Annotated in this window: 23 protein-coding genes and 2 tRNA genes; 12 read left to right on the forward strand and 13 right to left on the reverse strand. The window is 53.5% G+C overall.

Translation table 11 applies throughout. The annotated features are described in order from the left end of the window. Positions 1-11: 11 nt before the first annotated feature. Together UC15_RS09670 and rimJ are read right to left on the reverse strand one after the other, a co-directional pair. Positions 12-665, reverse strand: coding sequence for a YceH family protein (locus tag UC15_RS09670; RefSeq protein ID WP_112288247.1), 654 nt, complete (start codon positions 663-665; stop codon positions 12-14). 10 nt (positions 666-675) lie between these two features. After that, positions 676-1,263, reverse strand: coding sequence for a ribosomal protein S5-alanine N-acetyltransferase (gene rimJ / locus UC15_RS09675; protein ID WP_013575017.1), 588 nt, complete (start codon positions 1,261-1,263; stop codon positions 676-678). Positions 1,264-1,475: 212 nt separating this feature from the next. On the opposite strand from rimJ, the gene mdtH reads away from it, so the two are divergent. The 3 genes from mdtH (at position 1,476) to UC15_RS09690 (ending at position 4,310) form a co-directional block, all read left to right on the forward strand. Next, positions 1,476-2,681: a multidrug efflux MFS transporter MdtH gene (gene mdtH / locus UC15_RS09680; protein ID WP_112288248.1), complete on the forward strand. Its 1,206-nt coding sequence runs from the start codon at positions 1,476-1,478 to the stop codon at positions 2,679-2,681. A 266-nt stretch (positions 2,682-2,947) separates the two neighbouring features. Next, positions 2,948-3,595, forward strand: coding sequence for a glutaredoxin 2 (grxB, locus tag UC15_RS09685; RefSeq protein WP_112288249.1), 648 nt, complete (start codon positions 2,948-2,950; stop codon positions 3,593-3,595). Between the two features lie 151 nt (positions 3,596-3,746). Then, entirely contained in the window at positions 3,747-4,310 is a 564-nt protein-coding gene (locus tag UC15_RS09690; RefSeq protein ID WP_112288250.1) for a lipoprotein, read from the forward strand. Positions 4,311-4,382: 72 nt separating this feature from the next. Here the strand turns inward: UC15_RS09690 and UC15_RS09695 are convergent, their stop codons facing one another. From UC15_RS09695 to UC15_RS09710, 4 genes are all read right to left on the reverse strand, one after another. Next, positions 4,383-4,967: a molecular chaperone gene (locus UC15_RS09695; RefSeq protein WP_112288251.1), complete on the reverse strand. Its 585-nt coding sequence runs from the start codon at positions 4,965-4,967 to the stop codon at positions 4,383-4,385. Positions 4,968-5,027: 60 nt separating this feature from the next. Continuing rightward, positions 5,028-5,768, reverse strand: coding sequence for a phosphatase (locus UC15_RS09700; protein WP_112288252.1), 741 nt, complete (start codon positions 5,766-5,768; stop codon positions 5,028-5,030). 67 nt (positions 5,769-5,835) lie between these two features. Continuing rightward, on the reverse strand, positions 5,836-6,777 hold the full coding sequence (gene ghrA, locus UC15_RS09705; RefSeq protein WP_112288253.1) for a glyoxylate/hydroxypyruvate reductase GhrA: 942 nt from the start codon (positions 6,775-6,777) through the stop codon (positions 5,836-5,838). Positions 6,778-6,900: 123 nt separating this feature from the next. Further along, positions 6,901-8,382, reverse strand: a complete 1,482-nt coding sequence (locus UC15_RS09710; protein ID WP_112288254.1) for a peptide MFS transporter — start codon at positions 8,380-8,382, stop codon at positions 6,901-6,903. 396 nt (positions 8,383-8,778) lie between these two features. Here UC15_RS09710 and UC15_RS09715 point away from each other — a divergent pair. Beyond that, positions 8,779-8,868 (forward strand) — tRNA-Ser (locus UC15_RS09715). A gap of 70 nt (positions 8,869-8,938) precedes the next feature. Here UC15_RS09715 and UC15_RS09720 read toward each other — a convergent pair. Together UC15_RS09720 and UC15_RS09725 are read right to left on the reverse strand one after the other, a co-directional pair. Further along, positions 8,939-9,691, reverse strand: coding sequence for a GolD/DthD family dehydrogenase (locus UC15_RS09720; protein WP_112288255.1), 753 nt, complete (start codon positions 9,689-9,691; stop codon positions 8,939-8,941). Further along, the gene (locus UC15_RS09725; RefSeq protein WP_112288256.1) at positions 9,688-11,013 is read right to left on the reverse strand and encodes an MFS transporter; all 1,326 of its coding nucleotides are present in this window, start codon (positions 11,011-11,013) and stop codon (positions 9,688-9,690) included. The genes UC15_RS09720 and UC15_RS09725 overlap by 4 nt, the downstream gene beginning before the upstream one ends. Before the next feature lie 275 nt (positions 11,014-11,288). On the opposite strand from UC15_RS09725, the gene UC15_RS09730 reads away from it, so the two are divergent. Beyond that, positions 11,289-11,378, forward strand: a tRNA-Ser gene (locus UC15_RS09730). A 352-nt stretch (positions 11,379-11,730) separates the two neighbouring features. On the opposite strand, the gene astE is transcribed toward UC15_RS09730, so the two are convergent. Genes astE through UC15_RS09755 form a run of 5 tightly spaced genes read right to left on the reverse strand, consistent with a single transcriptional unit; the run spans position 11,731 to position 17,884 of the window. Beyond that, entirely contained in the window at positions 11,731-12,711 is a 981-nt protein-coding gene (gene astE / locus UC15_RS09735) for a succinylglutamate desuccinylase (RefSeq protein ID WP_112288257.1), read from the reverse strand. 18 nt (positions 12,712-12,729) lie between these two features. Then, positions 12,730-14,073 (reverse strand): N-succinylarginine dihydrolase, encoded by a 1,344-nt coding sequence (gene astB / locus UC15_RS09740; protein WP_112288258.1) that lies wholly within the window; start codon positions 14,071-14,073, stop codon positions 12,730-12,732. Between the two features lie 10 nt (positions 14,074-14,083). After that, positions 14,084-15,562: a succinylglutamate-semialdehyde dehydrogenase gene (astD, locus tag UC15_RS09745; protein WP_112288259.1), complete on the reverse strand. Its 1,479-nt coding sequence runs from the start codon at positions 15,560-15,562 to the stop codon at positions 14,084-14,086. Continuing rightward, entirely contained in the window at positions 15,559-16,635 is a 1,077-nt protein-coding gene (gene astA / locus UC15_RS09750) for an arginine N-succinyltransferase (RefSeq protein ID WP_112288260.1), read from the reverse strand. The genes astD and astA overlap by 4 nt, the downstream gene beginning before the upstream one ends. A gap of 28 nt (positions 16,636-16,663) precedes the next feature. Then, complete coding sequence (locus tag UC15_RS09755) at positions 16,664-17,884, reverse strand: aspartate aminotransferase family protein (protein WP_112288261.1); 1,221 nt, start codon at positions 17,882-17,884, stop codon at positions 16,664-16,666. Between the two features lie 778 nt (positions 17,885-18,662). On the opposite strand from UC15_RS09755, the gene UC15_RS09760 reads away from it, so the two are divergent. The 7 genes from UC15_RS09760 to UC15_RS09790 all read left to right on the forward strand — a co-directional run bounded on the left by UC15_RS09760 (position 18,663) and on the right by UC15_RS09790 (position 26,249). Beyond that, on the forward strand, positions 18,663-19,649 hold the full coding sequence (locus tag UC15_RS09760; RefSeq protein ID WP_112288262.1) for an autoinducer 2 ABC transporter substrate-binding protein: 987 nt from the start codon (positions 18,663-18,665) through the stop codon (positions 19,647-19,649). Positions 19,650-19,926: 277 nt separating this feature from the next. Next, positions 19,927-21,447, forward strand: a complete 1,521-nt coding sequence (locus UC15_RS09765) for a sugar ABC transporter ATP-binding protein (protein WP_112288263.1) — start codon at positions 19,927-19,929, stop codon at positions 21,445-21,447. Beyond that, positions 21,440-22,429, forward strand: coding sequence for an ABC transporter permease (locus tag UC15_RS09770; RefSeq protein ID WP_112288264.1), 990 nt, complete (start codon positions 21,440-21,442; stop codon positions 22,427-22,429). The genes UC15_RS09765 and UC15_RS09770 overlap by 8 nt, the downstream gene beginning before the upstream one ends. A gap of 1 nt (position 22,430) precedes the next feature. After that, a complete protein-coding gene (locus tag UC15_RS09775; protein ID WP_112288265.1) occupies positions 22,431-23,384 on the forward strand; it encodes an ABC transporter permease in 954 nt (317 codons plus the stop codon). 29 nt (positions 23,385-23,413) lie between these two features. Next, the gene (locus UC15_RS09780) at positions 23,414-25,054 is read left to right on the forward strand and encodes an FGGY-family carbohydrate kinase (protein ID WP_112288266.1); all 1,641 of its coding nucleotides are present in this window, start codon (positions 23,414-23,416) and stop codon (positions 25,052-25,054) included. Beyond that, the gene (locus UC15_RS09785) at positions 25,051-25,659 is read left to right on the forward strand and encodes an SIS domain-containing protein (RefSeq protein ID WP_112288267.1); all 609 of its coding nucleotides are present in this window, start codon (positions 25,051-25,053) and stop codon (positions 25,657-25,659) included. Before UC15_RS09780 ends, UC15_RS09785 begins: the two co-directional genes overlap by 4 nt. Positions 25,660-25,799: 140 nt before the next feature. Then, entirely contained in the window at positions 25,800-26,249 is a 450-nt protein-coding gene (locus tag UC15_RS09790; protein ID WP_112288268.1) for an STM2901 family protein, read from the forward strand.

Consider the following 26,249-nt stretch of genomic DNA (forward strand, 5'->3'; position numbering starts at 1 on the left):
ACCCGCTCCTTTTAATCAGCCAGGTGTTGCAACAAATTTTCCAGACGCTGTTTCAGCTCAGCGACTTCTGCTTCCAGCGTTTCTACTCGCGCAGTCAGATCTGCATTTTCAGGCGCTGAACTGAATAATGTCTCTTCAGCGGCAGCGGCCACGTTGCTGACTTCTCCGCTAAAAAGATGCATAAACCGGCTCTCGCGTTTACCCGGTTCGCGGGCCAGACGCACACAGAACGGGCCGTCTTCACGGTTCGTCAGTTCAGTCAGGGTTTGTTCTACTTCGGCAACATCAGAGAAATCATGCAAACGGTTAGTGCGGGTTCGCAGTTCACCGGGCGTTTGTGCGCCGCGCAGCAACAGCGTGGTGACCACCGCCACTTCCTGCGGGGAAAATTTGAGATTACCGAATTCGGAATTACAGAAACGATGCTCGTACTTCATGGTGCGCGAGCCGCTCAGGGTGCGGATGATGTGCTTGCGCAGCAGTAAATCCAGCGTCTGCTGCACCTCACTCTCGCTCAGTTCCATGACCGGCTCGCGGTTGGTTTTCTGATTGCAGGCCGTGGTCAGGCCGTTGAGGGTCATCGGATATTGTTCTGGCGTGGTGAGTTGTTTTTCAAGCAAACAGCCCACGACACGGGCCTCCCGGGCGCTGAGTTCGTGTTTCATACTGCTCTCCTTATCGGGACGGGGGTGTCCATTCTTGCCAGGTTAATGCTGTCAGCACGTGATCCTGCCACTTGCCGTCGATCAGCAAATAGTCCTTCGCATAACCTTCACGTTCAAAACCGAGACGCTCCAGCAACTGACCGCTGCGTTTATTGTGCGGCATGTAATTCGCCATGATGCGGTGCATCTTTTGCTGGCGTTGCATATAGCGGATTAGCGTCTGCAACGCTTCCTGCATCAGGCCTTTTCCCTGCCATTCCTGACCGAGCGAATATCCCAGGAAACAGGCATGAAAAGAGCCACGCAGTACGTTGCTGAAATTCGCCACACCCATCACCCGGTTTTCATCGGGATCGAGCAAAATAAAGTAATAGGCGCTGCCCTGCTTTTGCATCTCGGTAATCAGCCCCAGACGCGCCTGCCATCCGGAGGGATAACAATGGCTTTCATCCCTGACCGGCTCCCAGGGTTTCAGAAACGCACGATTCTCGGCGTAGTATTCAGCCAGCCGGTGCGCATCACGGTCATGAACCAGGCGCAGAACCATCCGGTCAGTGGTAAGCCGCACCTTTGGCACGGCAGATTTGTAGCCAAACATCCCTTCCCTCCACATCCCGCATGGGTCGATAAATAGAATTTATAGGAAATGACAGATCATCGCTAATTCTGCCAGTCAGAACGCGGCTTGACGATAAAAAAATATTATCAATAGCGCCCTATCTAAATGCCTGTTTCCGGTTCAGACTGGGAGCGTCTTTTCTCCTTTCTGTATCTGCCGGACAGGATACTAATAATCGCTCATGGTGAAGCATGTCTCTGGTATCACAAGCTCGGAGCTTGGGTAAGTATTTTCTGTTATTAGACAACGCGCTGGTTATTTTAGGCTTTTTCGTGGTTTTTCCGTTGATCTCGATCCGATTTGTCGATCAGCTTGGCTGGGCAGCGATGGCCGTCGGTCTGGCGCTTGGCGTTCGTCAGCTTACACAACAGGGATTAGGCATTTTTGGCGGAGCGATTGCTGACCGGTTCGGCGCAAAACCGATGATTATCACTGGCATGTTATTGCGTGCGGCGGGCTTCGCCACCATGGCGATGGCCGATCAGCCGTGGATCCTGGTCGGCTCCTGTATTCTCTCCGGCCTCGGCGGCACCTTGTTTGATCCGCCACGTACCGCGCTGGTGATCAAACTGACCCGTCCCCACGAGCGGAGCCGTTTCTTCTCCCTGATGATGATGCAGGACAGTGCCGGTGCTGTGATTGGCGCACTGATCGGCAGCTGGCTGTTGCAGTACGACTTTCATTACGTCTGCTGGGCCGGCGCAGCCATTTTCTGTCTTGCCGCAGCCTGTAACGCCTGGCTGTTGCCTGCTTACCGTATTTCCACCATGCGTACCCCGATGCGCGAAGGCATGATGCGCGTGTTGCGAGACCGCCGTTTTCTGGCTTATGTCCTGACGCTCACCGGCTATTACATGCTGACCGTGCAGGTGATGCTGATGCTGCCTATCGCGGTCAATGATGTCGCGGGCAGTCCGTCGGCGGTGAAATGGATGTACGCCATCGAAGCCGTGCTGTCACTGGCATTTTTATATCCGATTGCCCGCTGGAGCGAAAAACGCTTCCGCCTCGAGCAGCGCCTGATGTTTGGATTGCTGATCATGACACTCAGCCTGTTACCGGTCGGACTGGTCACCTCAATCAATCCGTTATTACTGCTGATTGGCTTCTTCTATATCGGTTCCATCATTGCCGAACCAGCGCGTGAAACCCTCAGCGCATCACTGGCGGATTCCCGCGCACGCGGCAGTTATATGGGCTTCAGCCGTCTCGGTCTGGCACTCGGCGGTGTGATTGGTTACACCGGCGGCGGCTGGATGTACGACACAGGCCGGGCGCTGCAACTGCCTCAGTTACCGTGGTTTCTGCTCGCCGTTGTCGGCTTTATCACCCTCACCGGTTTGTACTGGCAATTCAATCTGCGCCGTATCGAACCCGCCATGCTCAGCGGGGGCTGATCTCTTACTCATTTTTTTAATACCCAAAATGATTGGCGTTGTAACAAGGCGGCAAGCGAGTGAACCCCGATGAGCTGACAAAGGTCAGTGATTCGGGTAAACGAGCGTAGCCAACACAGTGACAGCGACAAGCATGACGGGCAGGTTTGATCTCACCCGCATCTATACCCATACTGAATCATAGCGTTAGATAAAATCCGAACCTACATCCGGCAGTTTTCATGCACCCTACAGGTCACCGCCGGCGACAACAGGAGCTACGAACTATGAGACTTTACGTTTACGAACATTGCCCTTTCTGCGTGAAAGCACGCATGATTTTCGGTCTGAAGAACATCCCGGTTGAAATCAAAGTACTGCTCAATGACGACGAAAAGACGCCGGTTTCGATGGTGGGCAAAAAGATGGTACCTATCCTGCAAAAAGCCGATGGCGGCTTCATGCCTGAGAGCATGGATATCGTGCATTACATCGACAAAAGCGACGGCAAGCCGCTGCTGACCGGTCCGCTGAATGCGTCAATTGCCGCGTGGTTGCGTCAGGTTTCTGAATATACCGGACGTCTTCTGCTGCCGCGTTTTGCTGCCGCACCATTGGAAGAATTTTCCACGCCGGAAGCGCGTAAATACTTCTCCGATAAAAAACAGGCCGCCAGCGGCAGTTTCGCAGAGCATCTGCAACATTCCGAAGGTCTGGTGAAGAAGATCAGTCAGGATTTGCGCGCACTCGACAAACTGATCGTCGAGCCGAATGCGGTGAACGGCGAGCTTTCCGAGGATGATATTAATCTGTGGCCGCTGCTGCGTTCGCTGACAATTGTACAAGGCATTGACTGGCCTTCGCGCGTGCAGGACTATCGCGACAATATGGCGAAGCAAACGCAGGTCAATCTGTTAACCCGCCTCGCGAGCTAAGCCCGTCATACTAAGCTGCCGGAAGTGCGCTTCCGGCAATTTTCCCTTTTCTTCCCCGCCTCCGGCACTTAGGCTAATCAGCGTTGTCTGATTGGAGCCATGACGCTTTCGGGTCATGCTGACAAAATAGCATTTACGTAATGAGGGAAGAATGACAAAGCGATTTCTGGGTGCCGCAGTCCTGATATGTGCCAGTGTACTGGCCGGTTGTAATCAGCTGACGCAGTACACCATCAGCGAGCAGCAGGTGAATGACTACCTGCAAAAGAACAACAACTTCGAGAAACAGTTGGGTGTTCCCGGACTGGTAGATGCAAAACTGATCCTGACCAATCTCAGCAGCCAGATTGGTCGCGCAGAACCCGGCATCGTGACCCTGACCGGCGACGCGCATGTTGATATCTCTTCATTGTTCGGTCCGCAAAAAGCCGATATGCGCCTGACCCTGAAAGCGCATCCGACGTATGACCGCGAGAAAGGCGCCATTTTCCTGCGTGATATGCAGGTGGTGGATTACACCATCAAGCCGGAAAAAATGGATAACGTGATGAAAGGCCTGATGCCTTATCTAAACAACTCACTGAACACCTATTTCAACCAGCGTCCGGCTTATGTGCTCAATGGCGATCACAGCAAAGGCGAAGCGATGGCGAAGAAACTGGCCAAAGGCATTGAAGTGAAACCGGGGCAGTTAGTGATACCTTTTACTGATTAGTCCGAGTCAACCGATAATAAAAAGCCCGGCGTGATTGCTCACCGCCGGGCTTTTTACGTTCTGTCGTCCGGTTTACTGGTCGTCTTCTTCAGCATCATCCAGCTCTGGCGGCAATTGCTCTTCCAGTTCGTCGCGCATCGCCTGCAAGGCTTCACGACTGATTTCAGACAGTGTGCGGTAGAAACCGCTGGTGGCATGGGCCTCAACTTTACCAAGGAATTTGCCGCACCACGGGAACAGGAATTCATCAAACAGGGTGATCTGCGCGCTGACTTCATCTTCCTTCGATTGATCTTCCAGCCAGGAAGCTGCCAGTAGCATACCGCCAAAATGATCGGCAGGCGTTTCACCCAAAGGCATTCCGCGCTGTTGCAGGAATGTACGCACATCCATTTCATTTGCACCGTCAACATAATCACTGCGGAACGGCGAAACCGCGCATTCTGAGCCGACAAAAAGACGGTTAAATTCAGCGGCCAGTGCTTCGGGATTGGCGCTTTCCTGCAAACGGACCAGTAGCGCATCCTGTTCCAGCGGCCAGTGTTCGCGCAGCTTGCCGTCCTGAATCAGACCAAACAGCGGAACCAGTAACGGATCCTGCGGCTGACGGTAAAACAAGGTGCCCAGCACGCGGCAGACAATCGAAAATTCATTCATAACAGTAACCTGATAAGACAATGAAAAGGGTTAATCACCCGCAATTTGGTCGCGACAATGTCACAGTTCGCTTAATTCAGCAATGGGCGCGCGGCCACGTGTTTCAAGAAAATCGAGAAAACGACGCGGGCTGACGTTAAGGATACGTTCTTCCGGGAAATCAATTTCACGCAGGATACGTTCGCAATGTTCAAAGCCGCCGAGCGAGTAAGCAATGTGCGAATCTGATCCCAGCGCCAGCCAGCCACCGGCTTCTTTGACTGCCAGCGCAATGGCGCGGCAGTTAGGCTCGCTGCCCACGCGGGAATGAATAAACGAGGAGTTATTCAGCTCCAGCGCGACGTTATATTTTGCGGCAGCGGCCGCCACAGCAGGAATATCAATCGGGTATTTCGGGTTACCGGGATGCGAAATAATATGCACTTCACCGCCCGCCATTGCCGCAATGACCGCCGCAGTATGGGTTTCTTTATCAACCGGTTGCATCACCGGTTCATGGAAACCAGCAATAATGACGTCAATTTCTTTAAGCATCGGGCCGGTACAGTCGATATCACCGTTAATGTTTTTGATATTCGATTCAATGCCGCGCAGAATGCCGATTCCGTTCACCAGACGCGGCCAGACCCGCATATTCATAAAGTGCCAGTAGTGCGGTGCATCGGCCATATCAGGGCCATGATCGGTGATGGCAAACAGCTTAATGCCCTTTTCCGCTGCCTCATCAATGTAATCATGTAACGTGCTGTAGGCGTGTGTGCTGGCAACAGTATGCATATGTAAATCAACCGGGTACGGCATGTGCTCTCCTTGAAGTCTTCCGCTGCGGCGAAATAACCGCAGCATTTATAATGTTAGCAGATGAATGTCAGTAACCCCGACCGAGATCGACGCGTCCTTTCGGCTCGCGCCCCGCTTCTATCGCCAGAATATTGCTGACGATGCTGTCCATGGCTTCTTCCGGCAGCGTATCAGCAGCGACGTGCGGCGTAATACTCACGCGCGGATGCGACCAGAACGGGTGCATACCCGGCAGCGGCTCTTCGACGAAAACGTCAAGTGCGGCAGCCGCTATTTGTCCGCTGTCGAGCGCTCGCAGCAAATCGCCTTCCACCAGATGTCCGCCCCGGCCAAGGTTAATCAGATACGCATTATGCGAAAGATTTGTGAACAGTTGATGATTGAGAATACCGGCGGTGTGTGGCGTATTTGGCAACAGATTAATCAGCACCTTGCAGTCACTGGCAAAAGCCGCCAGCTGATCGTCGCCATAGAAACTCTGTACGCCTTCCTGCGACTTGGCGCTGCGGCTCCAGCTGCGCACGGTAAACTGCATATCCACCAGCGCCTGCGCCACGCTGCTGCCGAGTACGCCAGCACCGAGAATACCGATGGTGAATTCACTGCGGGAATGCGGCGAAAGCGGACGCCACTGTTTTTGTTGCTGGAACAGCTGATACTCGTCCATCCGCCGGAAATAACGCAGGACGCTGGCGAGCGCATATTCCTGCATCTGTAATGCCATGCCGGTATCTTCCAGGCGCAGTAATGGCACACCGGCAGGCAATGTGCCCGGCTGACGCTGTTCCTGCGTGAGGATGGCATCGACGCCCGCCCCCAGCGCGAAAATGCCTTTCAGCGCACTGCGCGGCGCGAGCATGGCGTACGGCGGCCGCCAGACCAGGGCGTAATCTGCCGGTTCATGATCATTAGCATTCCACGCGCGCACGTTGGCCTGCGGTAATCTTTTCGTTACTCCGTCAATCCAGGGTTTTGCATCAGATGTAGGGTGGTAGAAAATAATGTTCATCGGGAAAGCCTCCTGTGAGCGGATAGATTTCCCTGAATATCATCGGGATGCAACCCTGTGACGCAAAAAAGAACAAGCCCCGAAGAACGGGGCTTGTTAAATGATGTGCTGTGATGACAAAAATCAGGCCACAGAAGGCTCGCGGTGGATCATCCGGCGCAGCAGCGGAATAAGAATGAGCAGCACAACACCTGTCGCAACAGAACCCCAGCCCAGTGCGTTAAACACCTGACTGTATCCCGGATTGGTCAGCAACGGCGTACTGCCGGCATTTTGCGGCATCAGTCCGGAAATGTAGCTCGCCAGCACCGACGCCACGCCGGTCACCATCATCCAGCAGCCCATCATCACGCCCTGGTAACGCGGCGGCGCCAGTTTGCCGATCATCGCGTAACCGATAGGTGAAATCAGCAGTTCACCGATACTTTGCAATACATAGCTGATGGCAATCCATTTAAACGCCACCAGCCCGTCACCGCCCGCGAGATGAATACCCAATGGCAGCACCAGCATGCCTAACCCCATGCAGAAAAGAGAGGCCGAGAACTGCGCCGGAATATCAATGTTCCAGCCGCGCTGACGCAGACGGTTAAACCACAGCGCCATCAGCGGCCCGCCGATGACGATCACCACGGTATTAATGTTCTGGATCCACTGCGGTGCGACGCGAATACCGTACACATTCAGGTTGATGTTATTTTCGGAGAACAGCATCAGCCCCATCGGCGCGAGCTGATACAACATCCAGAACACCAGTGAGCCCAGCGCCAGCAGCAGATAGGCTTTCATGCGGCGACGCTCACCGGCATTACGATGGCGGAACGTCACCACCGTCATCAGCGCGAAAATCACAATACCCAGTGCTACCACGAAGTAACTGCTGAATTCTGCGTGGGTCAGCAATATGCGGATCACCGGCACCAGCACGATCAGAATGGCAATACCCACCGCCAGCCGGCGCAACCACTGACTGCGGCTGACCTCTTTGAGCGGTGTACTGATGTCAGCCAGAATTGACCAGCGGGAAAGCGTCACGACAATGGCAGCCACATTACCCAGCGTGGCGAACAGGAACAGCGCGCGATAGTTTTCACTCAGCTGGAAATAACCGGCCACCGCGAAACCAATAAAGAAGCCGAGGTTCATCCCGGCGTAATTCCACAGGAAGGCCGATTCGCGACGGTCATCATCTGGTGCAAAGCGCTGTGTCAGCATCATGTTCAAACAGGTAACGTTCAGCCCGCTGCCGGTCAGGAACATCGCCAGCCCCCAGTACAACCCCGTCACGCCTTCCATCGCAATCAGCGCGCAGCCAAACACCTGCAACACCATGCCGAGCACGAACAGATTACGGTTGCTGAGATAACGTCCGCCAAGATAGCCGCCGAACATATGCAGCCCGTAGTTGAATGCGCCGAACACGCCCATGATGGCGTTGGCGTTATCTTCACTGAAGCCGAGTTTTTTGGTGGCGTATAAAACCAGCGTGGAATACAGCACCGCAAAGCCGAGCGTCGCGAATGTCTGAACGAAGAATAATGTGCCCGCCCCGGCAGGTATTGCCGTCCGGTGTTGCGACGTCGTCGCGTTATTTGACTGACTCAAGAATAACCCCTGCCCTTGTGTGATAAACAAACTCTGCTTCAATCGGTGACTTGTACAGTTCTTATGCGAAGCATTTTTTAACAGTGCATTGTTATACCGCTACCACCCGCGATTACCACAACATATCTTGCTATTTCGCCGTAACAAAAAGTGTTTGCCGGATAATTGTGCTTTTATGCAAAACCTCTAATTACTTATGCATTCTGATAAGCAATTTTAATCACGCCCGGCAACCAGATAACCGTTGTTCATCCTTCACGCGCTTTTTGTTCTGTAAATCATCAGATTGCTCTAAGTTTGTCTAATCGGCACGGATCCTGCAAAAGAGGGTTGACGCTGAGCTCACTTTTCCCTACATTAGCGCCGGTCAGCAGCACTGCGGTGCAGCCGACGACTGGAGAGGTGTCTGAGTGGCTGAAGGAGCACGCCTGGAAAGTGTGTATATGAGCAATCGTATCGAGGGTTCGAACCCCTCTCTCTCCACCACATTAAAGAAAAAAGGTTCTGATGAAAATCAGGACCTTTTTTTTTGCTTCAGACAATCGGCACAGGTAACTCAGATAATCGTATAGCCGCCATCGACGATAAGATTTTCGCCGGTGATCATCCCGGCTTTATCGCTGACCAGATAGGCTACCGCGCCGGCAATTTCATCCGGCATCGCAAATCGACCTGCGGGAATTTTTGCCGTCATGGCCACCGCTCTTTCACCCTGCCAGTAGCGTTTGCCTAATTCCGTTTCCACCACCGTCGGTGAAATCGTATTAACGGTAATGCCAAATTGCCCCCACTCCGCCGCCAGCACTTTTGACGCGATCACCAGACCGGCCTTGCTGGTGCAATACGCCGCATGATTCTCCAGCGCATTAACACTCGCCTGCGAAGCGATATTCACAATGCGCCCGTATTGCTGAGCAATCATGTACTTTCCCGCAGCCTGCGAAAGAAAATAAGGTGCGGTCAGATTCACTAACAACGTGGCATCCCAGCTCTCTTTTTTCACCTCAGAAGCCGCTTCAAGAATGCCTATTCCGGCGTTGTTCACCAGAATATCAATCCGTCCGTAACGGACGATAACCTGCTCAATTAGCGCGGGAATGGCGGCAATGTCCGACAAGTCAGCCGCGATACCGAACCCGTCGCCGGTCAGTTTCTCTGCCTGGGCAACAACCTGTGGATCCTTATCCACCATCACGACGGTTGCGCCGAGCTGGATCATCAGTTCAGTGATCGCCAGTCCGATCCCTGCCGATGCCCCTGTCACGACGGCAATTTTGCCTTTGATGCCAAAAAATTCGTTGATGTTCATTTTTCTTCCTTCAGTGAGAGAGAGGTCAGGTCCGTTTCTGTCTTTGCCGGAACCCGTGCGGGCTGTGGATTGCGGATAAACCAGGTCAAAACACCGCCGATGAAATAGAGCACCGAGTAGCAGATCACCACCGTTTTGATATCAAACGAGGCACTGAACAGCACCGTAGCGATAGCCGGACCAATGAAATTGCCGATACCACCGCCGAGATTCTGCACGGAGATCGCCGCGCCTTTATGCTCAGGTGCCAGCATCGGGAAAATCGCGCCCATCGGCACAAAAGAGGTAATCGTGAAGGCCAGCAGCAGCCCGAAGAAAATGGCCATACCAAGATTTGCCGGGAAATATAAAGGCATGAAATAAAAAAGTAATGTGGTGATGGTGCAACCGAAGAAGCCAACCCAGCGCATCTGGAACAGCCAGCCAATACGGTCACCGATAATCCCCCACAGCACATTAGTCACCGGCTGAACCAGGAAAAATATGCCCCAGATACGCATCCATTGCTCAGGAGTAAAACCGACGTTTTGTGAGGTGTAGTGCAGCGGCATAAAGATAGGAAATCCAAACAACGCGAGGTTACAGAGAATGCGGATAATCAGCGCCAGACAAATATCTCTGTTGGCAAATATCAGGGTAATACCACGGCTGATTTCCAGCAGTTTCGCCGCGCCCGGCATCGCCGTTTTATTTTGCGAGGGCAGCTCTTTCAGCGTTAACAATGCTATTGCGCCCCCGACGATTACCCACGCCAGTGACATCCACAATGTGGTGAGGAATCCCCACAATGGAATGGTCACGCTCGGCAGAAACGACGCAATGATGCCGTAACCGATGGTGAACATCGACCAGATCCAGCCCGTCGCCGACGCCAGCCTGTGTGAAGGTGTTCTTTGTACTACCAGCACATAGAATGCGTAGAAGAACAGCGGATAAGCGAAACCGCGCAGCGCATAGAACACCAGAATCAGGGGATAGTTTTTGGCAGCGAGTCCAAAGTGGATAAACAGCACATGGAACACGACCCACCAGACTACGCCCAGCGCCATGATTTTGCGCGGCCCGTAAATCTCGCTGATGCCACCGGACAGCCAGCTGGCAATGGCGGCAGTGATGGCATAAACGGTGAATACCATTGCGCTTTGCGAAACGTTAAATCCGATATCAATGATGTATTTCGATAAAAAGGCCAGTTCGACGCCATCGCCGGTCATAAATATAGCAATGGCGATATAGCCCCAGAAAAGTTTGACGGGCATACCAAAGACAACTTTCGACATTTCTGACGGTTTTTCAAAGGCAGGTGATGAGGTTGAAGTCATTTCCGCTGTATCCTGATTTAAAATTATTGTTAGGAAGGGACGCGGATTGAGTATAAAAAACAGGCAAAAGGAAACCTTTCCCTGCCTGCCAGCAGTTCCCGATAATGGCACTGAGGGAAAATGACTATTGAGGTGCTTCACAGAGTGGAGATTCAGCAGGCTGATGCTGCATAGAGTCTGAGCGGCTGGCACAAAACGCCGAAAATTTTCTTGACCCTTCGCGGCTGTCTCCCTATAGTAGCGCCCCGTTGCAACGTATGCGCTGTAACGAACACGGTGAGGTGTCTGAGTGGCTGAAGGAGCACGCCTGGAAAGTGTGTATACGAGAAATCGTATCGAGGGTTCGAACCCCTCTCTCACCGCCAAATTAAAGAAAAAGGGTCCTGATGAAAATCAGGACCCTTTTTCTTTTGGTGAAGATCATGTACTCAGCGGATAAACCGGCTTCTTTTGGCATTCAGTGGCTGATTTCATGATTTTCATCCATGAAAAAGGCGGGATTCCCCGCCTTATTGAGATCAGTTTCTTTTAAAACCAATCGTATTCGTCATACATCATGTTCATACGATCCTCCCTGAGCCGTTTTTATAACGTTTTCACGTTACAAAAACATGCAATGAATTCAACATCATGCCGAATCCGATGAGCATAAAGTACGCACAAGGTCGCTAGCTTGCAATACTGTATGAACAATTCAGGAAGACATCTCGCAAAAAATCACATCTTCACCAGCATCAGCCCTGCCCTTAATCCTAATGCGACATTAGGATTGGGAAACAACACAACCTCCTCGTCTGCTTCGACCTGGTAGGTTTTGCCGCTTTCCCGCGCGATAACAAAACCTTTGCTGAACGCCGTAAAATTCAGGGCATCGGGCGGGACATACAGCTCAAAATCTTCCTGTGAGCGGATCACATCCTGCACCACGCGGTAATGCACCAGCGGTGCGGCGGTTTCACGGGCGGGCAACGGTTCACCGCTGACCAGCGTTTCCAGTGCGCGGCGGATACCGGTGAATTGCGTATGATCGTTACTGCCAAACGGCAGCGCCTTGCCCAGTTCCAGCGTGCAACTGTCAGCCTTAAACACATCGCTGCTGAAATGCGTAAAAGTACCGCCCGGCGACCGGTGATGCACCAGCGCATCCAGCCCGGCGGCATCCAGCCACGCCAACATCGCTTCGCTTTTCGGGCGCGCCTGAAGCGGCAATAAACCAAAACGGACATGTTGTGATCCGCGGATCGCCGTGTGCAAATCATAATGGTATCGCTGCATGGCTCCCGCCGCAGCAGCACTGCGGTAAAACAGCGCCATCACCTGTTCGAGTTCCTGCGCCCGTCGGGTTTCATCATTCGGCGTATAACGCGCATGACGCCCGCCGAACATGCGGTTCATGTCCGCATCGACAAACCGCTTGTTGATGCGCATGGAAGGCGGATTGCCCAGCAAAACCAGCAACCTGACGCACAGCTGCCGTTCGCCTGAAAGCAACTCACTGACCAGCTGATTCAGCAACTCAACCGGCGCGGTTTCATTGCCGTGGATACCGGCGGAAATGACCACAGCCGCTTCGCAGGGCTGACGCGGTGACAGCTCGAGAATGCCCTCACCGCGCCACTGCCAGTCCAGCGTTTCGGTTTGTCCGGCAGGCTCTGTCAGAGCATCGCCGGAAAGCGTCGTCGCCAGTAAATCAAACATATCTCACTCCTTTGAGGTTCAGCGCTGGAACGGATAAATCGCACCCAGCCCCAGAATATTGGTCAGTTCGTCAAGCGCAGTACGCACTTCGGTCAGAAGCTGCGGATCGGCCAGATCTTTCGCCTGCATCCGGTCACGGTAATGCGTATCCACCCAGGTATTGAGCCGGGTAAACTGACTGTCGCTCATCAGCGAGGCCACGTTCACGGCGTTCAGTTCGTTGCGGTTGAGCGCCACCCGCAGGCGCAGACACGCCGGACCACCGCCGTTACGCATACTTTCCCGCAGATCAAACACTTCAATCTGGTCGACGGGCCCGCCGCTGTCTTTCAGCGCCGACAAATAGGCCCACACACCCGCGTGCTGGCGAGACTCTTCCGGCACCACCAGCATCATTTTCCCGTCCGTTTTGCTCAGTAACTGGCTGTTAAACAGATAGGTCGCCACCGCATCATCGAGCGACACTTTCGACTGCGGCACTTCAATCGGCTGAAAATCCAGCTCAAGCGCCGCCATTTTTTTGCGGATTTCGGCCAGTGCTTTATCTGAATTCACAAACGCCTGTTCATGATGGAAAAGCACGTTGCCGTTGCTGACAGAAATCACGTCGTTATGAAAAACGCCGCTGTCGATGGCGTGCGGATTTTGCTGGATAAACACCGTTCGCTTTTCATCAAGCTGATGTAAACGCGCCACGGCGTCACTGGCCAAACGGGTCTGACGTGCCGGATAACGTAGCGGTTCATTCCCGTCGTTCACCAGCCCGTCACGGCCATAAACAAACACCTGCACGCCGGGTTTATCGTATGCGCCGCATAAACGGTTGTGATTGGCGGCGCCCTCGTCTCCCAGCGCCGCCACCTGAGGCAATGCGTCGTGATGGGCAAAATATTTATCCGCGTGGAATGTGGCACGCAAAATCGCAGATGTGGTTTCAGCCTCGATTGCACGATGGAATTTATTGTTCAGGTTCGCGACGGTGAAATGCACGCGCCCGTCGGCGCTGTCCGCTGAAGGCGAAACGGTTGCTGCATTCGCGACCCACATGGCAGACGCCGAACTCAGCGATGACAGCAAACGTGGCGAATACGCCTGAGCTTTGGTCAGCACCTCACGGTCGCTGCCACCAAAACCCATTTTACGCAATGTGCTCAGATGCGGACGCTCATGCGGTGGCAAAATCCCTTGCGCAAAACCCAGGTCAGCCAGCGCTTTCATTTTCAGCAGGCCCTGTTTCGCCGCCAGACGCGGATTGGCGACTGCATTCTGATTTTTGGTCGAGGCTTCGTTGCCAAACGACAGCCCCGCATAATGGTGCGTTGGCCCGACTAATCCGTCGAAATTTGCTTCACATCCAGACATTCCTGTCTCCTCAGGTTGTACGGAAATCAATACCAGGCGACAACGTCGCAGGGAGTTCCAGCTTGTCTGTTTCCAGCGAGGCCATCGGCCAGGCACAATAATCCGCCGCATAATAAGCACTCGGACGGTGGTTGCCTGAAGCGCCGATACCACCGAAAGGCGCGTTGCTTGATGCGCCGGTCAGCGGTTTGTTCCAGTTAACAATGCCTGCCCTTGCTTCCAATAATAGCTGCTCAAACTGAGAGCGCTCAGCAGAGATCAGTCCGGTTGCCAGGCCGAAGCGTGTCTGATTGGCGAGGGCGATGGCATGATCGAAATCGCTGTAGCGATAAATGCCCAGCAACGGACCAAAATATTCTTCATCAGGGATGCCCGCCACGCCGGTCAGATCGATGATCCCCGGCGTCAGCACGGTATTGAGCGGATCCGGACGAGTCAGCAACAGCAAGGGCTTTCCGCCCAGCGCCAGCAGTTCGTCCTGCGCTTTCAGCATATTGCGAGCCGCAGCGTCAGAAATAACGCCCCCCATAAATGGCTGCGGATCGTCATTCCAGCCGCCCACACGCAACTGCATGGTCACATCCAGCAAACGGGCGATAAACGCATCACCCGCCGCGCCCTCTTTCACCAGCAGGCGGCGCGCACAGGTACAACGCTGTCCGGCAGAAATAAAGGCCGACTGAATGGTCAGGTTAACCGCCGCATCAATGTCTTCTGCCGGCTCGACAATCAGCGCATTGTTACCGCCCATTTCAAGCGCCAGAATTTTTTCAGGCTGCCCGGCCAGTTGTCGATGCAACTGGTAACCGGTCCCCGCGCTGCCGGTAAACAACAACCCGTCGATATTGCCGCAGGCCGCCAGCGCTTCGCCGGTGGAACGACCGCCCTGCACCAGATTCAGCACACCTTCCGGCAACCCTGCCTGTTGCCACAACTTCACGGTTTCTTCGGCGGTTTTCGGCGTCAGTTCACTCGGTTTGAAGACCAGCGTATTGCCCGCCAGCAAGGCAGGAACAATATGTCCGTTCGGCAGATGGCCGGGGAAGTTATACGGGCCGAAAACGGCCAGCACGCCGTGGGGCCGGTGGCGCAGAACCGCTTCGCCGTCGGACATAGCGGTGTGTTTTTCGCCAGTACGGTGCTGATTAGCTTCCAGTGAAATCGCCACTTTGCCAATCATTGCCTGAATTTCGGTCAGCGTTTCCCAGCGTGGTTTGCTGGTTTCCTGGCTGATGATCTCTGCCAGCCGGGTTTTGTGTTCAGTCAGTAAATCCGCGAAACGTTGAATCACTTCCGCGCGTTCGGCCAGGGTTTTACGCGCCCATGCCGGGAATGCCGTGCGCGCTGCCGCACAGGCGGCGTCGACATCTTCTGCATTGGCGCTCAGCGCCGACCATAACAACGTGTTATCCGCCGGATTGGTTTTGTTGAGCTGCGCGCCTTGTCCGCTGCGCCACTGGCCCTGAATAAAAAGTGCAGGTTGCATCATGCGAGACTTTCCTTTTTGAGATTTTGGGTTGCGGGAGTAACGGAGTTACCGGGAAAAAGTGCCACGGCACGCAACGAATCGCCTTCGCGCAGGCCGAGTATTTCGGCTTCGGCGGCGTTAAGTGACAGGTTTTTTTCCGGGGTGTCACCTCCCGGAACCAGCAGGGCACGGAAGTTCTGATACTGCTCATTAGCGACCAGATACAGCGGCTCATCGTCACCGCTGCGTTCTTCCGCCAGCCGTACCGGCAGCAGGCGGCTTTCTTTCACCGCGCGTAACTGATCGATTTCGCCCTCGAGCGTCGGACCGGCATCGAAAATATCCACATAACCTTCGTAGCGCAGCCCTTCGCCTTCAAGCACGGCACGCGCCGGTGCAGTTTGCGGATGCACTTCGCCGATCACTTCACGGGCTTCATGACTGAGCAGTTCGGTATATAAAGGATGTTTCGGCATCAGTTCGGCGATAAAGGATTTCTGCCCCATGCCGGTCAGACGATCGGCTTCGGCGAATTCCATACCAAAGAAGTGCCGCCCGACGCTGTCCCAGAACGGAGAATGCCCGTTGTCGTCGGATACACCGCGCATTTCAGCGATCACCTTGCGCGAGAAGTATTCTCGGAACGCCGCGAGAAACAGGAAACGCACTTTTGCCAGCAGCTGACCGTTTTTACCGTTGCGGTAATCCGCATCAAGAAACAGCGTGCAAAGCTCGGTATAACCGGTGTGATCGTTGCTGAGAAACAACGTCGGCACCGGTTTGTAAATGTTCAGGCTTTTGGAGGCATGGACCAGTGTACCGAGGCGAAAGTTGTACCACGGCTCACTCAATCCGACCGCCACTTCAATGGCACTCACGCCGACTACTTTTTGCTTTTCGGTGTCTTCGAGGACGAACAGATAGCCCTGTTCGCCTTTATCCAGACGACCTTCCCAGGTCGCCACTGAGCGCTCAATGCGCCCGCGTAAATGCGCTTCATCCTTGGGCAAAGACGTTAAACCGATGCCGGTTTTGCCTGATAACTGCAGAATATCGGCGAGATCGCCGGGCCGCACAGGTCTAATCAACATCATGATGCTCTACCTCATTTTACCCAATTAATCACACGCACAGGCGCGCGACAGCTCGCTCAAGGCGGTTCAGCCCTTCTTCAATATCCGCACCCGGAATAATCAGCGATGGCGCAAAGCGCAGCACGTTAGGTCCGGCAATCAGCGCAATCAGCCCTTCTTCCGCCGCCAGCGTATTCAGCTGTTTGGCCTGATCTTTATAACGCTCGCTCATCACTGCGCCGATCAGCAAACCCTGGCCGCGCACTTCGCTGAACACCTGATATCGGTCGTTAATGCGTTTAAGCCCGGCGATAAACCAGTCATGTCGTTTAGTGACTCCGGCTAACACTTCCGGCGTGTTAATCAGCTCAAACACCTTACCCGCCACCGCCGTCGCCAGCGGATTACCGCCATAAGTAGTGCCGTGGGTGCCCGGCTGGAATAGCGCGGCATAACGGTCGGTGGTCAGCATCGCGCCAATCGGGAAACCACCGCCCAGCGCCTTGGCACTGGTCAGAATGTCCGGCACCACGCCGTAATGCTGATAGGCATACAACTCGCCGGTACGCCCGACGCCGGTCTGCACTTCATCGAAAATCAGCACTGCCTGATGCCTGTCACACAGCTCACGCAGACCTTGCAGGAATTCAGCGTCAGCCGGCACCACCCCGCCCTCGCCCTGAATGGGCTCAACGATCACTGCGCAAGTGCGGGAAGAAATATGGCTGGCGACAGCGGCCAGATCGTTAAACGGCAGATGGGTAATCGCCTGCGGTAATGGCGCAAAATCTTCGGAATATTTCGGCTGACCGCCGGTCGTCACGGTAAACAGCGTGCGGCCATGGAAGGCATTTTTGAAAGCGATGATTTCATTCTTTTCACCACCAGCTTTATTGCCGTACAGCCTGGCCAGTTTGAGCGCCGCCTCGTTAGCTTCCGCGCCGGAGTTACAGAAAAAGACTTTGTCAGCAAAGGTGGCGTCGATCAGTTGCCTGGCCAGACGCAGCACCGGTTCGTTGGTGTAACCGTTACCCAGATGCCAGACTTTATCCGCCTGTTCGTGCAGCGTTTTGAGGATTTCCGGGTGCGCATGACCCAGCGCATTCACGGCAATGCCGCCCGCAAAATCGACATAATCTTTGCCCGCCTGATCCCACAGCCAGGATCCTTCACCACGCACGGGAATAAACGCCGCAGGGGCATATACCGGCACCATCCAGTCATCAAAGTTCTGGCGGCTGACGTTTTGTGGCTGCTGTTGGTGTTCCATATAAACCTCTTAATGTAAGGCCAGTGACTGGCTGAATTCAGGGTGCAGGAGCCCGCCCCCCATACCGGCAGGAAACTTGGTTATTAGTTTGTTATTTAAAAGTTAATAAATAATCTCACTCAGTCACATCATAGAGTGCAGTCTTCATGCCAGCAAAGGGAAAAAGTGAATAGAAAAAGTGACATCGTGAAAAAACAACCACTTAATACCGTCCGTTATTCACTTTAATTGCATAATAAATGAATAAAAGAAAAAATCCCCTTTTGCAGCAACGGGTGATGAAGAATGACTATGCAGGGAAATAATTTCATTTCAGCCACAATGTTTTATGCAGGATTGTGATCCGGCGCGTATCGCTCCTGGCTGTTTCAGGTGCAGCGCCCGATGAAGGTGCAATGTCGCACCGTTCTGGCGCATCTGTTCCCCGTGACGCTGTTCACACTCTGCGCAAATAAAAAACAGTGCCCCCGCCTTTCTTTCTGAAAAATCCGCGTATAGATTTTACAATGTGTCTTATATGTTAATTATTTGATCCAAATTTGTTTCATTGTTATCGGTAACGTCTGCCACTCGACCGAACTCCGGTCGAATAGCTGGATTTTATTAACCTAATTTTTACATTTAAATACATACAAATTAACAATTAAGGACTTTGATCACATTCCGTTCACGACCACGCGAAAAGCGCTTTCCCCTTAAGTTAATCTCTGAATGTGGAATAAATAACCACTGCCCGTTCCCCTACACAAGAACAGAACATCATAAGAAAGGTACCGACATGAAATTTAACCTCGCATTAGTCAGTGCATGTGTGGTTTCAGCATGCATGTTATTCACAACACCGTCATTCGCCGCCAAACCTTACGACATCGCTGTCGTCGCCAAAGTCACCGGCATTCCCTGGTTCACCCGCATGGAAGTCGGCGTAAAAGAAGCCGCGCAGAAACTGGATGTCAACGCCTATCAGGTAGGCGCATCCACGCCGGATCCTGCCCAGCAGGTCAAAGTGATTGAAGATCTGATTGCCAAAAAAGTCGACGCCATTATCGTGGTACCGAACGACGCCAAAGTGCTGGAGCCGGTGCTGAAAAAAGCCCGTGATCAGGGCATCGTGGTGTTAACACATGAATCTCCCGATCAGCAGATTGGTCAGTGGGATATCGAAACCATCGACAGCCAGAAATATGCCCAAGCCAATATGGACGAGCTGGCGAAAGATATGGGCGGCAAAGGCGGTTATGCCATTTATGTCGGTTCCCTGACCGTGCCATTGCATAACGCCTGGGCAGATGCGGCGATTAAATATCAGAAAGAAAAATACCCGGATATGCATGAAGTGACTTCACGTCTGCCGGTAGCAGAAAACATCGATAAGTCTTACTCCACCACGCTCGATTTAATGAAAACCTATCCTGATCTGAAAGGGATTATCGGTTTCGGTTCCCTCGGCCCGATTGGTGCCGGTCAGGCCGTTCAGCAGAAACGTGCGAAAAACAAAATTGCCGTTGTCGGTATCGCTATGCCTGCTCAGGCTGCGCCATACCTGATGCGCGGTGATGTGAAGAAAGTGCTGCTGTGGGATCCGAAAGATGCCGGTTACGCCTTAGTCACCGTCGCCGACCAGCTGTTGCAGGGTAAAGAAGTGACCAAAGACCTGAGCATCGAAGGTTTAGGCAAAGCCGATGTGGATATGGATAAACACGTGATTCGTTTTAATAAAATTCTGGAAGTGACACCAGAGAATGCGAAATCACTCGGCTTCTGATTTAGCTTTTTAATTCTTTTATTTACCAGATAATTACCGGAGATACATTTATCTCCAGCGCCACACCAGGCAAATAGAAACAGATACGGCGATGTTTGCTGTGCCGTATCTGAATTTCTAATCAGACATTGAAACTTATACCCTAAATAATTCGGGTTGTGGGAAGGCGGCAAATGAGTAAATCCCGATGAGCTTACATAAGTAAGTGATTCGGGTGAGCGAGTGCAGCCAACGCATCCACAGCACGAAGTAGGAAGGGTATGTTGTAAGGATTGCGATGAATACTCTCAGCACGTCCCCTGCCCCTGCTGAGGCCTTTATCAGCCTCGAAAAAATCAGTAAAAAATTCCCCGGCGTATTAGCGCTGGATAATGTCAGCCTGACGCTGAATAAAGGCGAAGTGCATTGTCTTGCCGGTCAGAATGGTTGCGGAAAAAGCACCATCATTAAAGTGATTTCCGGTGTGTATCAGCCGGAAAAAGGCGCGGCGATTACGCTCGACGGAAAACTCTTTCATACCCTGACACCGCAGCTTTCTTCTTATTACGGTATTCAGGTTATTTATCAGGACTTGTCTTTATTCCCGAATTTATCGGTGGCCGAAAATATTGCCATTCACCGTTATTTACCAGGCGGTGATTTTTGGGTACATCGCGAGGCAATGCGCAAAAAAGCGGTCGCAGCGATGCAACGGGTCGGAGTTTCTCTCGATCCGGACCGTAAAGTCGAAAAACTCTCGATCGCCGACCGTCAGTTAGTGGCAATATGCCGCGCAATCGCCGCTGACGCCAGCCTGGTTATCATGGATGAACCGACCGCATCGCTGACCCGCACCGAAGTAAACGGCCTGCTGCGGGTGGTGAATGAGCTGAAAGCTGCGGGCATCTGCGTGGTTTTTGTCAGCCACCGTCTTGATGAGGTGATGGAAGTTGCCGACCGTATCAGCGTGATGCGCGACGGCAAACTTGTCGGCACCTATCCGGCCAGTGAACTCGACAGCAATGAGCTGGCATTCCTGATGACCGGACAACGTTTTACCTACAGTCATCTGCCTCACCGCGCGCCCGCCGACGTGACGCCGTTGCTGGAAGTCAGCCATCTGAGCCGCAAAGGCCAGTATCAGGATATTTCGCTGTCATTGCGCCAGGGCGAAATTATGTCAATTATCGGCCTGCTCGGTTCGGGGCGCACCGAGCTATGTCTGAGCCTGTTTGGCATGAGCCAGCCGGACAGCGGTGAAATCCGCGTTAACGGCAATGCGGTTAAATTTCACAGCAACCGCGACGCCATCCGTCACGGTATCGCTTATGTGTCAGAAGACCGTCTGACACAGGGGCTGATCATGGAGCAATCCATTTACGACAACACGCTGGTGTCGATTTTCGACAAGCTGCACACCGGCACCGGATTGATGGATCACCGCAAAGCGGCGTCCGTGGTGAAAGACCTGATCCGTGACCTGAACATTAAAGTTTCCGACAGCGGCTTACCCGTGAAGACGCTTTCCGGCGGTAATGCGCAACGTATCGCCATCGCCAAATGGGTCGCGACGCAGCCACATATCCTGATCCTCGATTCTCCAACCGTCGGTGTGGATATTGCCAACAAAGAAGGGATTTACCGCATCGCCCGCGATCTGGCGGAGTCCGGCATGGCGGTGCTGATGATTTGCGATGAAATTCCGGAAGCTTATTACAACAGTCACCGCGTGCTGGTGATGCGTAAAGGCGAACTGGTGGCGGAATTCGCGCCGCACCAGAGCAGCGAAGCGCAGATTGCGGAGGCGATCAATGGATAACAAATCTCTCTCGAAACTGTTTTCTCAGCACGAATTCTGGCTGGGATTACTGGTGCTGCTTTTGGTGATTGGCCTGAGCCTCAGCACCCAGGAATTTATGACGCTCGGCAACCTGACCGACGTCGCCACCAGTTATGCCATTCTCGGCATTCTGGCCTGCGGCCTGTTTGTGGTGCTGATCGCCGGTGGCATCGACATCTCTTTCCCGGCGGTGACCTCCATCGGTCAGTACGTGATGGCGAGCTACATCATCCACCACGGCGGCAGTTTCCCGCTGGCGTTTGCCATGTCGATGGGTACCGGTTTGCTGCTCGGCCTGGTCAACGGTTTTCTGGTGTACTGGCTGCGCGTTCCGGCCATCATTATTACGATTGCCACGCTGAACCTGTTCTACGGGTTGCTGGTGTACCTGACCAACGGCACCTGGCTGTACGGTTTTCCTGACTGGTTTATGAACGGCATTAACTGGTTCTCCTTTACCGCTGCTGACGGTTATGACTATGGCCTGACATTGCCGTTACTCAGCCTGCTGGGCGTCATCATCGCCACCGGCGTACTGATGAACCGCACCCGCGTGGGGCGTCAGATTTACGCCATGGGCAGCAACCGTGACGCCGCGTCGCGCCTTGGTCTGAACATCCTGCGGCTGCATTTTTACGTCTACGGATTTATGGGATTACTGGCGGGTATCGCTGCCGTGGTTCAGGCGCAAATCACTCAGTCTGTCGCACCGAATTCCCTGCTCGGTTATGAGCTGACGGTGCTGGCAGCGGTGGTGTTAGGCGGCACCAGCATGACCGGCGGTCGCGGCTCGCTTACCGGCACCATTCTCGGTGTGATGCTGCTGGCCTTCCTGCAAAACGGCCTGACTCTGCTGAGTATTTCGTCTTACTGGCATCAGGTTTTCAGCGGCGTGATCATTCTGGTCAGCATCAGCAGCACCGCGTGGAATGAAAAACGCAAACTGGCAAAGGGGATGTGACATGACAACTTTAAACCGATTCTTCCCCGGCGACCGCATCATCCGTTTGCAGTTGCTGATCATCGTTGCCGTGGCCGTGTTGTTCTCTTTCACGCTGGGCGGCAGTTTTTACAGCATCGGCAATTTCCAGTCGATCTCCTCGCAGTTGCCGATTCTGGGCATGCTGGCGCTGGGGATGGGCATCACCATGCTCACTGGCGGCATCAACCTTTCAGTGATTGCCGGAGCTAACGCCTGTTCGCTGGCAATGGCGGCGATTCTGGTAGCGCATCCGGATCAGCCACAATATTTCGTGCTGGCGATGCTTGCCGGTCTCGCTGTGGCGGTGGTGATTGGTGTGCTAAACGGCGCGCTGATTGCGTACATTGGTGTCTCGCCGATTCTGGCAACGCTCGGCACCATGACGATGATTGCCGGACTGAACATTCTGCTGACCAACGGCGCGGTGATTTCCGGCTTCCCGGCGGCGATTCAGTATCTCAGTAACGGCAGTCTGCTGGGCATTCCGGTCGCCCTGCTGTTATTCCTGCTGGTGGCGCTGCTGTTATGGGTTTTGCTGGAACACACCACGCTCGGCCGCAGCCTGTATCTGATGGGGTCCAACGAACAGGCCACAAGGTTCAGCGGCGTCAACACCCACAAAGTGACTATCGCGGTGTACGTGCTTTCCGCCCTGCTGGGCTGGGGCGCGGCACTGCTGATGATGTCCAAATTTAACTCGGCGAAAGCAGGCTACGGCGACTCATATTTGCTGGTGACCATTCTGGCCTCGGTGCTCGGCGGGATTAACCCCGACGGCGGTTTCGGTCGGGTCATCGGGCTGGTACTGGCACTGATCGTCCTGCAAATGCTGGAAAGCGGCCTGAACCTGATGGGCGTCAGCAGTTACCTGACAATGGCGCTTTGGGGCGGCGTCCTGATCCTGTTTATCGCTCTGCAAAACAGAAAATCTTAAGCGAAAGCTTTTTACCGAAGGGAAAGAACATGGCGAGTTATTTTATTGGAGTTGACGTAGGAACCGGCAGCGCCCGCGCGGGCGTCTTCGACATGACCGGCCGCATGGTCGGCCAGGCCAGCCGTGAAATCACGTTGTACCGCCCGAAAGCCGATTTCGTCGAACAGTCTTCCGATGAAATCTGGCAGTCCGTTTGCAATGCCGTGAAAGACGCGGTGAATCAGGCAGACATCAACCCGATTCAGGTGAAAGGTATCGGGTTCGACGCCACCTGTTCGCTGGTGGTGCTGGATAAAGAAGGCAAACCGCTGACCGTCAGTCCGTCCGGGCGCAGCGAGCAGAACATTATTGTGTGGATGGATCACCGCGCCATCACTCAGGCCGAGCGTATCAATGCCACCGGTCACCGCGTGCTGGAATTCGTCGGTGGGATTATTTCACCGGAAATGCAGACACCGAAATTGCTGTGGCTGAAACAGCATATGCCAACCACCTGGAACAACGTTGGTCACCTGTTTGATCTGCCTGATTTCCTGACCTGGCGCGCCACGCAGGACACCACCCGCTCGCTGTGTTCCACCGTCTGCAAATGGACCTATATCGGCCATGAAGACCGCTGGGATCCAAGCTATTTCCGCCAGATCGGGCTGGAAGATTTGCTGGAAAACAATGCGGCGAAAATTGGCAGTGAAGTGAAAACCATGGGTGAACCGCTCGGACACGGTCTGACCCAGCGCGCTGCCGCCGAAATGGGGCTGATGGCTGGCACGGCAGTCAGCGTTTCGATTATTGATGCCCACGCCGGCAGCCTCGGTATTCTCGGTGCCAGCGGCGCCTCCGGTGAATCAGCGGATTTCGACAACCGCATCGCGCTGATTGGCGGCACGTCTACGGCGCATATGGCGATGTCGCGCAGCGCCCGTTATATCAGCGGCATCTGGGGGCCTTATTACTCAGCCATTCTGCCGGACTACTGGCTGAACGAAGGCGGGCAATCTACCACCGGCGCACTGATCGACCACGTGATCCAGTCGCATCCCTGTTATCAGGACTTGCTGAAACAGGGCAAAGACAGCGGCAAAACCATTTACGAAGTGCTCAACGGCATTCTGCGAAAAATGGCCGGTGAACCGGAGAATATCGCCTTCCTGACCAAAGACATTCATATGCTGCCGTATTTCCACGGCAACCGCTCACCGCGTGCCAATCCGACGCTGACCGGTACGCTGACCGGCCTGAAACTGTCGCGCACACCGGAAGACATGGCCCTGCATTATCTGGCGACCATTCAGGCGCTGGCGCTCGGCACCCGTCACATTATCGAGACCATGAACCAGAGCGGTTACCGCATTGATACCATGATGGCCAGCGGCGGCGGCACCAAAAACCCGGTATTTGTGCAGGAACATTCCAACGCCACCGGCTGCGCGATGTTATTGCCGGAAGAAAGCGAAGCGATGTTGCTTGGCAGCGCCATGATGGGCACCGTCGCGGCAGGCGCATACGATTCTTTGCCGGAAGCGATGGCCGCCATGAGCCGTATCGGCAAAACCGTTACACCGCAAACCAATAAAATCAAAGAGTATTACGACCGTAAATATCGCGTATTCCATGAGATGTACCACGACAGCATGAAATATCGCCGCCTGATGCAGGGGGAAACTGAATGAATGCACAGGAAGAATTCTCGCTGGCATGTCAGGGCTGGCAGACCTACAGCCAGGAACTGCTGGCATTGCAGCATAATCTCGATGCGGATGTCTGGCAGCAGTTACTGACGCTGGTGACGGGCTGCAAGGGCAAGGTTGCCGTCACCGGCGTGGGCACATCGGGCATTGCAGCGCGGAAAATCGCGCATATGCTGGCGTGCGTCGAACAGCCTGCGGTGTATTTGAGTGCTACCGATGCGGCCCACGGTGACTTAGGTTTTATGCGCAGCAATGACCTGATGATTTTGATTTCCCGCGGCGGCAACTCTGAAGAGCTGACGCGCCTGCTACCGACACTGAAAGCTAAAGGCGTGGCAATCATCAGCGTGACAGAGAATCTGGATTCGGCGATTGCCCGCGCCGCTACGCTGGTGGTGAAAACGCACATTCAGCGCGAAATCGACCCGCTCAATATGCTGGCCACGACGTCTATCGTGCTGGTGCTGGCGGTGTTCGATGCGTTGTGCGGCAACATTATGCTGCGCAACGGTTTCGACCAGCAGCGTTTGCTGAAAGTCCATCCGGGCGGAAATGTCGGCAAGACGCTGCGGGAGAAGGATGTTTGAAATCGTGATAATAGGGATTCCGCTAATGAATATTTATCCATAATAACTTTCTGAAAATCTCGTTAAATAACCATCGATAATTGTTTATTATAGTTCAAAGGCATAACGTAACTCCTCATTCATAAAGGGAGTTTTTTACGATGGATACGGTTGAAGAACTAAATGGAACTTATTTCTACGATGGAACCTCCAATCTTACTGCCTGCGAACTATTTTTCTGGATTATGGTTGATGAAACACTTGATCATTTCGGTGTAAATGATGTAGTGGGTGTTTCACTCCTATATTCAGGAAAAAATAATATCGATGTGCCAGGTAAACCCTCCGATGCCACTCCGGGGACATCAAGGGCTTCGAAAACTATCAGAAAATATCTTCGTGGAAAAATGATGCCCATAAAGTTACCTACGATAATAGGTTACTTCCCACCTAAGATGAAAATTGTGATGGTTAAAAAATTATCAACCTTTGTTGGCCGCACAATTCCAGTGCTGGGGGCAATTCTGATTGCTTACGATGTCTCAAGTATTGCCTGTAAATCTGTTAATAAATACAACATCATTGCCCATCCCCAAGACCGGATATTTTAA

The sequence above is a fragment of the Rahnella sp. AN3-3W3 genome (assembly GCF_003263545.1).
GTDB classification, from domain to species: domain Bacteria; phylum Pseudomonadota; class Gammaproteobacteria; order Enterobacterales; family Enterobacteriaceae; genus Rahnella; species Rahnella variigena.